We start from the raw sequence: 13,604 nt of genomic DNA on the forward strand, positions 1-13,604 counted from the left end.
CAAGGAGCACTATTTATGAGCATTACTCGTTACGGCACCGGCAGCACCGCCGGCGGCGGCCAGCCTCGGCCTTTCGCCCGCGCGGTGGAAGCGGACGGCTGGCTCTACGTCTCGGGCCAGGTGCCAGCGGTGGACGGTGAAATCATCAGCGGCGGTATCGTCGAGCAAACCCGCCAGACGATGCGCAACGTGGTGGCGATTCTCGAAGAGGCTGGCTACGCCTTGAACGACGTGGTGCGCGTCGGCGTTTGGCTGGAAGACCCACGGGATTTCTGGAGCTTCAACAAAGTCTTCGGCGAATACTTCAGCCCCGAACACGCCCCGGCACGTGCCTGCGTGCAGGCCAACATGATGGTGGATTGCAAGGTCGAGATCGATTGCGTGGCCTACAAGAAAAAGGGCTAAATGCCCCACTCTCAAGACCACATCAAATCCAATGTGGGAGGGGGCTTGCCCCCGATAGCGGTGTCTCAGCAACAGATGTGTCCACTGGCACACCGCCATCGGGGGCAAGCCCCCTCCCACAGTGGACCTGCGCCAGCCCTACCATTTCGAGCGGACCGAAACCTCCATGACCGAAGACACCATCAAACGCCGCGCCAAAGGCCTGGACCGTGCATTCGACATCCTCGATTTCCTCAAGGAAGTCGGCCAGCCCCTGCGCCCGAATGATATCGCCAGCGGCATCGGCAGCCCCAAGTCCACGGTCTACGAGTTGGTCGCCTCCTTACTGGAACGCCGCATCCTGGAAACCGTGGGCAAGGACGGGCACGTCTACCTCGGCCGTCAGCTGTACTTCCTCGGTCAGGCGCACCTGCGCCATTTCGACCTGACCCGCGAGGCCGACCACGCCTTGCAGGCAATCGTCAGCCAGACCCACGAAACCGCGCAGATGTGCCTGCTCAACGGGCGCAAATATACGGTGGCGCTGATGCGTGAAGGCGAGCGGCATTTCCGGATTTCCTCGGACATCGGCGAAAACGCACCGATCCCGTGGACCGCGTCCGGGCGCCTGTTGCTGGGGCATTTGAGCGACCAGCAGATCGTCGACCTGATCGACCCCGACGATTTCATCCTGCCGGACGGCCAGCGCTTGCCGCTGGAGACCTTCCTCGCACAGATCCGTCAGGCCAGCGTCGATGGCTTCTTTTCCTTCGACAGCGTGGCCGACACCTTTACCCATTGCTTTGCCGCCCCGGTCCGGGACGCGCAGGGCATCAGCATTGCGACCCTGTGCATCGTCGCGCCCCGCGCCGATGCCAGTAAAAACTACAACGACTATCGCCGGGTGTTGATCGAAAGCGCCAACAACCTGGCCCGTCGCATCAACGAATAGGAGCAGTTCATGCCTGCCATCAACGCCGTTGCAAAGGGCGCCGCCGCTGTCGGCGCCCATCTGGTCCGTGACGTCAGCCTGCCGGCCCTGGTGCTGCACCGCGACGCCCTCGAACACAACATCCGCTGGATGCAGGCCTTTGTCAGCAACAGCGGCGCCGAGCTTGCGCCCCATGGCAAAACCAGCATGATGCCGGCCCTGTTCCAGCGCCAGATCGCCGCCGGTGCCTGGGGCATCACCCTGGCCAGCGCGGTACAGACCCGCGCCGCCTATGCCGGCGGTGTGCGCCGTGTGTTGATGGCCAACCAACTGGTGGGCGCGCCGAACATGGCGTTGATCGCCGACTTGCTGGCCGACGCAGACTTCGACTTCCACTGTCTGGTCGACCACCCGGACAACGTCGCCGACCTGGGCCTGTTCTTCGCCGCCCGTGGCCTGCGCCTGAACGTGATGATCGAGTACGGCGTGGTCGGCGGCCGTTGCGGTTGCCGCAGCGAGCAAGAGGTGCGCGACCTGGCCACGGCGATCAAGGCCCAGCCGGCGCTGGCCCTGACCGGTATCGAAGGCTACGAAGGCGTGATCCACGGCGAACACGCCATCACTGGCATCCGCGACTTCGCCGCGAGCCTGGTGCGCCTGGCGGTGGACCTGCAGAACAACGGCTCGTTCGACCTGGCCAAGCCCATCGTCACCGCGTCGGGGTCGGCCTGGTATGACCTGATCGCCGAGTCCTTCGAGGCGCAAAACGCCGCCGGGCGTTTCCTCAGCGTGCTGCGTCCCGGCAGCTACGTGGCCCATGACCATGGCATCTACAAAGACGCGCAATGCTGCGTGCTCGACCGACGCAGCGACCTCAGCGAAGGCCTGCTCCCGGCGCTGGAAGTCTGGGCCCACGTGCAATCGTTGCCTGAGCCTGGCTTCGCGGTGGTCGCCCTGGGCAAGCGCGATGTGGCCTACGACGCCGGTTTGCCGGTGCCGCTCAAGCGCTACAAGGCCGGGATCGTGCCGGCGCAAGGCGATGATGTGAGCGCGTGCAAGGTCACCGCGGTGATGGACCAGCATGCGTTCATGAGCGTCGCGCCGGGGGTTGAGCTGCGCATCGGCGACATTATTTCCTTCGGCACTTCCCACCCGTGCCTGACGTTCGACAAGTGGCAGGTCGGTTGCCTGGTGGATGAGCAACTGCAGGTGATCGAGTCACTGCATACCTGCTTCTAGACCGCGTCGCCTCCATCGCGGGCAAACCCGCTGCGCCCTTTGGATGTGTGAACACATTCAAAGGTAGGAGCGGGCTCGCCCGCGAAGGGGCCATCAGCCGCACCGGAGACAACAGGCATGAACACCACACCCCGCATCGCCCTCATCGGCGAATGCATGATCGAACTGCAACACCGCGCCGACGGCAGCCTGCACCAGAGCTTCGGCGGCGACACCCTGAACGCCGCGGTGTACCTGCGCCGCGAGTTGGGGGCGCTCGGCCACGTCGACTACGTCACCGCCCTGGGCGATGACAGCTTCAGCGACGCTATGTGCCAACAGTGGACCGACGAAGGCCTGGGCCTGAGCATGGTCCAGCGCCTGCCCGGGCGGTTGCCGGGGTTGTACTGCATCCAGACCGACGCCAACGGCGAGCGCAAATTCCTCTACTGGCGCAACGAAGCGGCCGTGCGCGACTGCTTCACCACGCCCGCCGCCGCACCGATCCTGGCAGCGTTGCCGGGCTATGACGTGGTGTATTTCAGCGGCATCACCCTGGCGGTGCTCGGTGAAGTCGGGCGCGAGCGCTTGTTGCAGGCCTTGATCGAAACCCGTCGGCGCGGCGGCCGGGTGGTGTTCGACAACAACTACCGGCCGCGTTTGTGGGCGAGTATCGAGGCGGCGCGTGCGGCCTATCACAAAGTGTTGGCCGAGGTGGATATGGCCTTGCTGACCGAGGATGACGAGCGCGCGTTGTTTGGTCATGCCGACAGCGAACAGGTGTTCGCGGCGTACCCGGCAGTCGGGGAAGTCGTGCTCAAGCGCGGTGCCGAGGACTGTTTGATTCGTTGCGCAGGCCAGCGTTTTGTCGTGCCGGCGTTGAAGGTCGAGACGGTGGTAGACACCACGGCGGCGGGGGACTCGTTCAGCGCGGCGTACCTGGCCAGTCGGCTCAAGGGCGGCTCGCCGCAAGAGGCGGCCTTGGCCGGGCATCGGTTGGCGAGCCGGGTGATCCAGGTGCCGGGGGCGTTGATTCCTAGATAGGGGGTGAATGGCCGCCTGCGGCGGATCGGGGGCAAGCCCCCTCCCACAGTGAGCGCAATGCGGTCGAATGTGGGAGGGGGCTTGCCCCCGATAGCGCCCTAAAGCCAACCCCTCAATCCCGATAAAACACCTGCACCAAGTGATACCCAAACTTGCTCTTGACCGGCCCATGCACCACCCGCAGCGGCTTCTTGAAGATCACCGCATCAATCGCGCCGACCATCTGCCCCGGCCGGATCTCGCCCAGATCGCCGCCGCGCTTGCCGGACGGGCAGGTGGAGTACTTCTTGGCCAGCACATCGAACGCTTCGCCCTTGGCGATGCGCTGCTTGAGCTGTTCGGCTTCTTCACTGGTTTTCACCAGGATATGGCGGGCTTGGGCTTTCATGGTTCTCTACCGGGGTGTGCGACGGCGCGCGATTATGCCTGAACTGGATCGTCGACGCTGATCATGCTGCGGATTTTGGTGGCGAGCACGTCGATGGAAAACGGCTTGGCCACCATGTCCATGCCGTCTTCCAGAAAGCCTTGGCGTTCGGCGGCTTTTTCCGCATAACCGGTCATGAACAGGATGCGCAGGCCCGGGCGGTGCTGACGGGCGATTTCCGCCAGTTGCCGGCCGTTCATGCCCGGCAGGCCGACGTCGGTCACCAGCAAATCCACGCGCAAGTCTGATTCCAGCAGCGGCAAGGCGGTGCGTGCATCCGCGGCCTGGTGCGCGGTATAGCCCAGTTCATCGAGGACATTGACCACCAGCATGCGGACCGCCGGGTCGTCCTCGACCACCACCACAGCCTCCCCGGCCAGGGCCACGGGCGCGGCCTCACTGAGGCTGGCCGGCAAGCTGCTTGCCAGGGAAGTGCCGTGCAGGCGCGGCAGATACAAGCGCACGCAGGTGCCCTGGCCCGGTTCGCTGTGGAGGGTCACATGGCCGCCGGATTGCTGGGCGAAGCCATAGATCATCGACAGCCCCAGGCCGGTGCCCTGGCCGATGGGCTTGGTGGTGAAAAACGGATCGAAGGCTTTGGCCAGGATTTTCGGCGCCATGCCGGTGCCGTTGTCGCGCACGCCGAGCATCACGTAATCACCGGCCTTGACCGGTTCCGGGGTGGTGATGTCGGTGCCGTCGAGGTAGCTGTTGGCGGTTTCGATCAGCAGTTCGCCACCATCGGGCATGGCATCCCGCGCGTTGATCACCAGGTTGAGCAGGGCGTTTTCCAGCTGGCTGGCGTCGCTGTTCACCGGCCAGATATCGTGGCCCAGTTGCACCTTGAGCGTGATGTGCGCGCCCTTGGTGCGCTGGAACAAGTCTTCCAGCGAGGCCACCAACTGGTTCGGGTCGAGCGGGCGGCGGTCCAGTGACTGGCGCCGCGAGAACGCCAGCAGGCGGTGGGTGAGGGCGGCGGCGCGATGGGCGGAGGCCACGGCGGCGTCGGCAAAGCGGCCGATGTCGTCGCTGCGCCCGGCGGCGATGTAGCGTTGCATCAGGTCCAGGCTGCCGATGATGCCAGTGAGCATATTGTTGAAGTCATGGGCGATGCCGCCGGTGAGTTGGCCCACCGCTTCCATCTTCTGCGCGTGGCGCAGGGCGTCTTCGGCGCGTTCGCGTTCGACCATCTCGTTTTGCAGGCGCTGGTTGGCCTCGGCCAGTGCCAGGGTGCGCTGGGCCACACGCTCTTCGAGGTTTTCGTTGAGGTGGCGCAGGCGTTGCTCGGTGCTTTGCTGGGCTTTGAGGCTGGCTTCGGAGCGCTGTTGCAGTTCCTGGGTGAACTGGCGGCGTTCGTTGGTTTCGATGGCGGTGACGAGGATGCCGGCGACGCTGCCACGTTCATCGCGGATCGGGCTGTAGGTCAGGTCGAGCCAGATCTCGGTGTCGCGCTGGTTGCGTTGCAGCACAAAGCGCTGCTCACTGAAGGAGCGCACCTGGCCGCTGAAGACCGCGTCATAGATCGGCGCGGTGAAACTGTGCAATTCCGGCCAGGTCTGGTGCGCCGGCTGGCCCATCGCGTCGGGGTGCTTGTTGCCCGCCAGCAGGGCGAAGGCGTCGTTGTAGAGTTGGATGAGTTCGCGGCCCCACAACAGCTGCATCGGCATCGGCGAGTGGACGACGATATCCACGGCGGTACGCAGGCTTTGCGGCCAATCATTGGCCTCACCGAGGGGGCTTTTGGCCCAGTCCAGCCGCGCAATCAATGCGGCGGCTTCGCTACCGGTGGATGTTTCCTTCATAAAAAGCCCTGAGCGTAACGCTTTGAAAAATGACAACAGCGATTATCCGGTGGGATAGCGGTGGGTGACTACCCCCGAAAAATAGCATGCATTGGGTTTTTTTCTGCAAATGAGTGCGTTGGCGCTGAAACCTTTCATCTTAAAGCGCCAGCTCAGGCCGGTCGCGAAACTGTGCCAGGGCCTCCGGGTTGGCCAGCGCGTCGGTGTTTTTCACCGGTTCGCCGTGTACCACATTGCGCACCGCCAGTTCGACGATCTTGCCGCTGATGGTGCGCGGGATATCGCTGACAGCGAGGATCTTCGCCGGTACATGGCGTGGTGTGGTATTGGCGCGGATCACCTGGCGGATCTGCTGTTCGAGGGCGTCATCCAGTTCGACGCCGTCGTCGAGTCGCACGAACAGCACGACTCGCACATCGTCTTGCCAGCGTTGGCCAATGGCCAGGCTTTCCAGCACCTGCGGGACTTTTTCCACCTGCCGATAGATCTCGGCGGTGCCGATCCGCACGCCGCCGGGGTTGAGCACCGCGTCGGAGCGCCCGTGAATCAGCAGGCTGCCGTTGGGCCGCTGTTCGGCGTAGTCGCCCTGGGCCCACACGCCGGGGAATTGGCTGAAATAGGAGGCGCGCAGCTTTTTCTGCTGCGGGTCGTTCCACAGGGCGATGGGCATGGCGGGGAAGTGCCGGGTACACACCAGTTCGCCTTTTTCACCGAGCAACGGCCGCCCCTGGTCGTCCCACACCTCGATGGCCATCGCCAGGCCCTTGCATTGCATTTCGCCGCGGCGTACCGGCAGCACCGGGTTGCCGATGACGAAGCAGGAGACGATATCGGTGCCGCCAGACATCGATGACAGGCACACCTCGGCCTTGATCTCGCGGTACACGTAGTCGTAGCTCTGCGGCGACAGCGGCGAGCCAGTCGAAATCAGGCCCTTGAGGCTGCTCAGGTCATGGCTCAGGCGCGGCTGCAGGCCGGCTTTTTCCAGGGTGGCGAGGAACTTGGGGCTGGTGCCGAACACGCTGATCCGTTCGGCGTCGATCAGGTCGATCAAGCGCTCGGGGCCAGGGTGAAATGGCGAGCCGTCATACAGCACGGCGGTGGCGCCGAGCGCGAGTACCGAAACCAGCCAGTTCCACATCATCCAGCCGCAGGTGGTGTAGTAGAACAGGCAATCCTCGCGGGACAGGTCCGCATGCAGGCCGTGCTCCTTGAGGTGGGTGAGCAGCACGCCGCCGGTGCCGTGGATGATGCATTTGGGCACGCCGGTGGTGCCGCTGGAATAGAGGATATACAGCGGATGGTCGAACGGCACCGCGACGAACTCAGGCGTGCCGCCGGGTTGGTAGAAGTCACTCCACAGCGCGACATTGGCGTCGCTCCGATAGTCCTCGACCCGCGCCTGGGGCCGGGCATACGGCACGACGATCAGGTGCTGCAGGGACGGCAGGCGTTCGAGGATCTCGTTGAGCTTGGCGCTCTGGTCGATGGTTTTGCCGGCGTAGCGGTAACCGGCGCAGGCGATCAGCACCTTGGGCTCGATCTGGCCGAAACGGTCGATCACGCCTTGGGTGCCGAAGTCCGGCGATGAGCACGACCAGATCGCGCCCAGGCTGGTGGTGGCCAGCATGCCGACCAGGGTTTGCCAGGTGTTGGGCATGCACGCGGCAACCCGATCGCCCAGCCCGACCCCGGCCGCCCGCAGGCTGCGTTGCAGGCCGGCGACGTGGGCGGCCAGTTCGGCGTAGCTCAGTTGCTCGCGCTGGCCGTCTTCGCTGATGGCGACCACGGCAGGGTGAGCGTCGCGACGGCGCAGCAGGTGCTCGGCAAAGTTCAGGGTCGCGCCGGGGAACCACTCGGCGCTGGGCATCGCGGCGCCTTCGATCAATACCGCGCTGGGCGGGCTGCGAAACTGCACGTCGAAAAACGTCACGATCGCCTGCCAGAAGTCGGGGCGCTGGTCGATGCTCCACTGGTGCAACGCCGGGTAGTCGTCGAGCTGCACGCTGTAGCGCTGATTGATAAAGCGCCGGAACTGGTCCATCCGGGTGTGGCGGATGCGTTCGGGGGAGGGTTGCCAGAGGATCTCGGACATAAGCACGTCTCTTATTCTTGTACAGGTCTCAAACAATAGCGTTCCAATGTGGGAGGGGGCTTGCCCCCGATGGCGGAGTATCAGCTAGCACATGCGGTACTGACCCACTGCCATCGGGGGCAAGCCCCTTCCCACATTGGATTTTCTGTGTTTGGTCTATTGGGCCAGCCAACCACCATCGATGTTCCATGCCGCGCCGCGCACTTGGGCACCGGCCTCGCTGCACAAAAACAACACCAGCTCACCCAGTTGCGGCGGGGTGACGAACTCCAGCGACGGCTGCTTCTCTGCCAGTAAATCATGTTGCGCCTGCTGCGGGTCGACACCATTGGCCGCGCGATCATCGATCTGCTTCTGCACCAGCGGCGTCAGCACCCAGCCGGGGCAGATCGCGTTGCAGGTCACGTTGCTGGTGGCGGTTTCCAGGCCGACCACCTTGGTCAGGCCGATCACGCCGTGCTTGGCCGCGACGTAGGCGGCCTTGCCCACCGAACCCACCAGGCCATGCACCGAGGCGATATTGACGATGCGCCCCCAGCCCTTGGCCTTCATGCCCGGCAGGCTCAGGCGCGTGCTGTGGAACACCGACGACAGGTTGATCGCGATGATCGCATCCCAGCGCTCCACCGGAAACTCGTCCACCGCCGCCACATGCTGGATGCCGGCGTTGTTGACCAGAATATCCACGCCGCCGAATTCGCGCTCGGCGTAGGCGAGCATGTCGGCGATCTGCGCCGGGTCGCTGACGTCCGCCGGGTGATGCCCGACCTTGCCGCCGAACGCCTGTACCTGGGCGATCACCGCGCTGGCGTCGCCGAAGCCGTTGAGGATCAGGTTGGCGCCGGCCTCGGCCAGGCTCAGCGCTATGCCCAGGCCGATACCGCTGGTGGAGCCGGTGACCAGGGCGGTCTTGCCGTTCAAGTTCGTCATGAAAACCTCACACAATGCCGGTGGCGTAGAAAGTACCGATCACCACGAACACCGCGAGGGTCTTGATGATCGTGATGCCGAAGATGTCCTTGTAGGCTTCGCGGTGGGTCAGCCCGGTGACCGCCAGCAAGGTGATCACCGCGCCGTTGTGGGGCAGGGTGTCCATGCCGCCGCTGGCCATGGCCGCGACCCGGTGCAGCACTTCGAGGGGAATATTCGCCGCATGGGCCGCCGCAATGAAACTCTCGGACATCGCCGCCAGGGCGATGCTCATGCCGCCGGACGCCGAGCCAGTGATACCGGCCAGCAGCGTCACCGTAATCGCTTCGTTGACCAGCGGGTTGGGGATGCCCTTGAGCCAGTCCGCCAGCACCAGAAAGCCCGGCAGCGAGGCGATCACCGCACCGAAGCCGTATTCCGAGGCGGTGTTCATCGCCGCCAGCAGCGCACCGCTGACCGCGCTCTTACTGCCTTCGGCGAGCTTGCTTTTGATCGCCGACCAGCCGAACACCAGCACCATGACGATGCCCACCAGCAACGCCGCCTGCACCGCCCAGATCGCGGTGAGCTTGGCGATTTCGGTGGTCACCGGCGCGCTCATGCCCGGCAGGCTGAGGCTGTGGGTCTTGCCGTACCACTGCGGGATCCAGTGGGTGAACAGCAGGTTCATCACGCCCACCAGGAGCAGCGGCGACAGCGCGATCCAGGGGTTGGGCAGGCTCAGGTTCTCGGCGGTTTCCGGCTCGTTGCGCAGTTCGGTGCCGTAGCCTTCACCGGCCCGTTGCGCCTTGTTGCGCTGGCGCGCCAGGTAGAGCATGCCGGTGCAGAACACGAAGATCGTGCCGATCAGCCCCAGCCACGGCGCAGCCCAGGCGGTGGTGTTGAAGAACGTGCTGGGGATGATGTTCTGGATCTGCGGCGTGCCGGGCAGCGCGTCCATGGTGAACGAGAACGCGCCGAGGGCGATGGTCGCCGGGATCAGGCGCTTGGGGATGTCGCTCTGGCGGAACATCTCCGCCGCGAACGGGTACACCGCAAACACCACCACGAACAGCGACACGCCGCCGTAGGTGAGCAGGGCGCAGACCAGCACGATCACCAGCATCGCCTGGCGCGTGCCGAGCAAGCGGATTGCGGCCGCCACGATCGAGCGCGAGAAACCCGACAGCTCGATCAGCTTGCCGAACACGGCACCGAGCAGGAACACCGGAAAATACAGTTTGATGAAACCGACCATTTTCTCCATGAACACCCCGGTAAACGCCGGGGCGACCGCGGACGGGTCGGTGAGCAGGACAGCGCCGAGGGCGGCGATGGGGGCAAACAAGATGACGCTGTAGCCACGGTAGGCAGCCAGCATCAGCAGCGCGAGGGCTGCCAAGGCAATGATCACACTCATGGTGTGTCTCCATCAGATTGTTATTTTTGTGGGGTGATGCGTTGGAGGAGGGCTATAGCGAGATGCGTGCCATGTTCATAACCTATTGAAATAAATAGATATTATTGTATCCATGAACAAGCTTTTCAGATCTGGTCTCAATTCTGAGACAAAAGCACATCAAAGGTGGGAGGGGGCTTGCCCCCGATAGCGGTGGATCTGTAAAGAATAGGCTGACTGAGGCACTGCCATCGGGGGCAAGCCCCCTCCCACAAAGATTGTCTTTGTTTTGAGAATTTTGTCTCTTTATTGAGATGTTGCCAGGCCCAGCACGACCATTTTCTTGTACAAGGTCGACCTGCCCAGCCCCAAGCGCTGGGCCGCGTCCACCACATTCCCGCCGCAGGCCTTGAGCGCCGCCGTGATCAACTGCCGATCGAAGCGCTCCCGCGCCGCCGCGAACGTCTCGCCTTCGAGCGTTTCCATCGCCTCGTGCGCCACCGGGCTGAACGTGCCGATCGCGGCGCGAATCTCAGCCGCGCCCAACACCCGGTCATCGCTCAACAACGCCGCGCGTTCCAGCACGTTGCGCAGTTCGCGGATATTCCCCGGCCATGCATGCCGCGCCAACAACGCCAGGGCCTCGCGGTCCAGTTCGTGGTGGCTGCGCAGGTCTTCGAGGATCGCTTCGCTCAGCGCCGGAATATCCTCCAGGCGTTCGCGCAACGGCGGCACCTGGATCGGCAGCACATTCAGCCGGTAATACAGGTCGGCGCGAAACTCGCCGCGTTTGATCGCCGCTTCCAGGTCCATGGACGTGGCGGCGATCACCCGCACGTCGCTGTGCCGCATCTCGTTGGAGCCGACCGGTTCGTATTCCTTCTCCTGCAACACCCGTAACAGCTTGCTTTGCAGCGGCAGGGGCATGTCGCCGATTTCATCGAGAAACAGCGTGCCGCCCTGGGCGATCTGCAACTTGCCGGGGCGGCCTTTGCGGTCGGCGCCGGTAAACGCGCCGGGCGCGGTGCCGAAGAACTCGGCTTCGAGCAGGTCATGGGGAATGGCCGCGCTGTTGATACTGACAAATGCCTTGTGCGCCCGCGTCGAGGCGCCGTGGATCGCCTGGGCCAGCAACTCCTTGCCGGTGCCGGTTTCGCCGAGCAGCAACACCGGCGACTCGGCACTCGCACTGCGCCGTGCGCGGCGTTTGACTTCGAGGCTGGTGGCGCTGGTGCCGATAAAGTGCGCAAAGGTGTACTTGCTCTGGCGTGAACGCAGCAGCGAGCGGGTGGACGCCAGCTCTTGCTGCATGCTCAGGTAACGCTCGATCAGCGGCGACAGGTTGCGCAGCTCATCGAACAGCGCAAAGCCGATGGCGCCGATCACCGCGCCGGCGTCGTTGTGGATCGGCAGGCGCATCACCACCAACGGGCCTTTGGGCGTGTCCTGGATATCCAGCAGGATCGGCTGGTCGTTGCGCACCACCTGGCGCAACAGGCTGTTGGCGATGACCTGTTCGCAGGGTTGGCCGATGGCTTCGTCGGCGCTCTTGAGGCCGAAGCGCTTGGCGTAGCGCTCGTTCATCCACACGATGTTCGCGTCGCGGTCGACAATCACCGTGCCTTCGCTGGACTGCTCGATGATCTCGAACAGCGACTGGATGGCCAGGCCGCGAACCTGTTGGTAGTCCTTGAGGCTGGTGTTCATGCGTGCAGAATCCTGTAGGAGCGAGCTTGCTCGCGAAAAACGTTAACGATGACGCGGGCCTGCTGGTTGAACGCGGTGTCCTTGCGCTTTTCGCGAGCAAGCTCGCTCCTACAAGGGGATGTGTGCGGCGGCCAGCAGTTCCTGGGTGTACGGGTGTTGCGGCGATTCAAACACATCATGGCTGGCGCCGCGCTCCACCACCTTGCCGTCCTTGATCACGATCATGTCGTGGGCCATGGCGCGCACCACGGCCAGGTCATGGCTGATGAACAGGTAGGTCAGGCCGTATTTGTCCTGCAGCTCGCGCAGCAACGCTACCACTTGCTTCTGCACCGTGCGGTCGAGGGCCGAGGTGGGTTCGTCGAGCAGCATCAGCGCCGGCTTGAGCACCAGCGCGCGGGCGATGGCAATGCGTTGGCGCTGGCCACCGGAAAACTCGTGGGGGTAACGATACCGGCTGGCCGGGTCGAGGCCGACGTCCTTGAGTACCTGGATCACCTGCGCGTCACACTCGGCGAGGCTGCACGGTGCGTGGACTTCCAGGCCTTCGCTGATGATCTGCTGCACCGACATGCGCGGGCTGAGGCTGCCGTAAGGGTCCTGGAACACCACCTGCATCTGTTTGCGCCACGGGCGCATCTGTTTGTGGTTGAGCGCGTCGAGGGCGACGCCCTGGAAGCGGATGCTGCCGGTGGAGTCCAGCAGGCGCAGGATCGCCTGGCCCAGGGTGGATTTGCCCGAGCCCGACTCGCCGACGATGCCCAGCGTCTTGCCGCGCTGCACGCTGAGGCTGATGCCGTCCACCGCGCGCAGGTAGGTCTTGCGCTGAAACAGGCCGCCGCCGAGGGGGAATTGCACGCTCAGGTCGTCGACCTGCAACACCGTTTCGCGCGTTTCGCCGCACAGCACCTCGCCCGCCGGTTCAGCGTCGAGCAGCAAGCGGCTGTAGGGGTGTTGTGGCGCGTTGAACAAGGTTTCGCAGTCGGCCTGTTCGACGATCTCGCCGGTATGCATCACACACACGCGCTGCGCCATGCTGCGCACCAGGTTGAGGTCGTGGCTGATCAGCAGCAGCGACATGCCCAGGCGTTGCTGCAAGGATTTGAGCAGCAACAGGATCTTGCGCTGCACGGTCACGTCCAACGCGGTGGTGGGCTCGTCGGCGATCAGCAGTTCCGGCTCGCAGGCCAGGGCCATGGCGATCATCACGCGTTGGCGCTGGCCGCCGGAGAGTTGGTGCGGATAGGCCTTGAGCCGTTCCTGGGGGTTCTGGAGGCCGACCAGATCGAGCAACTCGATGATGCGCGCCTGTGCTGCTTTGCCGCCCATACCTTTGTGCAACAGCAGGGTTTCGCCGATCTGCTTTTCGATGCTGTGCAGCGGGTTGAGGGAGGTCATCGGCTCCTGGAAGATCATGGCGATGCGGTCGCCACGCAGCTTTTGCAGGGTGGCCGCCGGTGCGCCGATCAACTCTTGGCCGCGATAGCGCACGGAGCCGCTGGTTTGCGTGCCGGCTTCGGGCAGCAGTTGCAGAATCGAAAGGGCCGTCACCGACTTGCCCGAGCCCGACTCGCCGACCAGCGCCAGGCACTCGCCGGGGCGCACATCCAGGCTCAGGTTACGCACCACGGTCTGGCCGCTGAAGGCGACGCAGAGGTCGCGGATCTCGATCAGGTTGTCGCTCATAC

The 13,604-nt window shown here is 64.2% G+C and carries 11 protein-coding genes; 4 read left to right on the forward strand and 7 right to left on the reverse strand.

What is annotated here, in order from left to right:
- Positions 1-15 precede the first annotated feature (15 nt).
- The 4 genes from INT12_RS12165 to INT12_RS12180 all read left to right on the forward strand — a co-directional run bounded on the left by INT12_RS12165 (position 16) and on the right by INT12_RS12180 (position 3,577).
- A complete protein-coding gene (locus INT12_RS12165; protein ID WP_017846649.1) occupies positions 16-405 on the forward strand; it encodes a RidA family protein in 390 nt (129 codons plus the stop codon).
- A gap of 166 nt (positions 406-571) precedes the next feature.
- Positions 572-1,336, forward strand: coding sequence for an IclR family transcriptional regulator (locus tag INT12_RS12170; RefSeq protein WP_026139982.1), 765 nt, complete (start codon positions 572-574; stop codon positions 1,334-1,336).
- 9 nt (positions 1,337-1,345) lie between these two features.
- The gene (locus INT12_RS12175) at positions 1,346-2,554 is read left to right on the forward strand and encodes an amino acid deaminase (RefSeq protein ID WP_193040920.1); all 1,209 of its coding nucleotides are present in this window, start codon (positions 1,346-1,348) and stop codon (positions 2,552-2,554) included.
- A gap of 117 nt (positions 2,555-2,671) precedes the next feature.
- Positions 2,672-3,577, forward strand: a complete 906-nt coding sequence (locus tag INT12_RS12180) for a sugar kinase (protein WP_193040919.1) — start codon at positions 2,672-2,674, stop codon at positions 3,575-3,577.
- 112 nt (positions 3,578-3,689) lie between these two features.
- Here the strand turns inward: INT12_RS12180 and INT12_RS12185 are convergent, their stop codons facing one another.
- From INT12_RS12185 to INT12_RS12215, 7 genes are all read right to left on the reverse strand, one after another.
- Positions 3,690-3,965 carry a peptidylprolyl isomerase gene (locus INT12_RS12185; protein WP_046383114.1) on the reverse strand — a complete coding sequence of 92 codons (276 nt, stop codon included), beginning with the start codon at positions 3,963-3,965 and terminating at the stop codon, positions 3,690-3,692.
- A gap of 32 nt (positions 3,966-3,997) precedes the next feature.
- Positions 3,998-5,806, reverse strand: coding sequence for an ATP-binding protein (locus INT12_RS12190; protein ID WP_046487235.1), 1,809 nt, complete (start codon positions 5,804-5,806; stop codon positions 3,998-4,000).
- Positions 5,807-5,945: 139 nt separating this feature from the next.
- Positions 5,946-7,901 carry an acetoacetate--CoA ligase gene (locus INT12_RS12195; protein WP_193041136.1) on the reverse strand — a complete coding sequence of 652 codons (1,956 nt, stop codon included), beginning with the start codon at positions 7,899-7,901 and terminating at the stop codon, positions 5,946-5,948.
- A gap of 156 nt (positions 7,902-8,057) precedes the next feature.
- Positions 8,058-8,831 carry a 3-hydroxybutyrate dehydrogenase gene (locus INT12_RS12200; protein WP_017846642.1) on the reverse strand — a complete coding sequence of 258 codons (774 nt, stop codon included), beginning with the start codon at positions 8,829-8,831 and terminating at the stop codon, positions 8,058-8,060.
- A gap of 7 nt (positions 8,832-8,838) precedes the next feature.
- Positions 8,839-10,230, reverse strand: coding sequence for a GntP family permease (locus INT12_RS12205; RefSeq protein WP_126586709.1), 1,392 nt, complete (start codon positions 10,228-10,230; stop codon positions 8,839-8,841).
- Between the two features lie 285 nt (positions 10,231-10,515).
- On the reverse strand, positions 10,516-11,916 hold the full coding sequence (locus tag INT12_RS12210) for a sigma-54 interaction domain-containing protein (protein WP_193058861.1): 1,401 nt from the start codon (positions 11,914-11,916) through the stop codon (positions 10,516-10,518).
- A 108-nt stretch (positions 11,917-12,024) separates the two neighbouring features.
- Complete coding sequence (locus tag INT12_RS12215) at positions 12,025-13,602, reverse strand: ABC transporter ATP-binding protein (RefSeq protein WP_193041159.1); 1,578 nt, start codon at positions 13,600-13,602, stop codon at positions 12,025-12,027.
- Positions 13,603-13,604: the final 2 nt, after the last annotated feature.

It is taken from the genome of Pseudomonas sp. K8 (assembly GCF_014889455.1).
Lineage (GTDB): Bacteria > Pseudomonadota > Gammaproteobacteria > Pseudomonadales > Pseudomonadaceae > Aquipseudomonas > Aquipseudomonas veronii.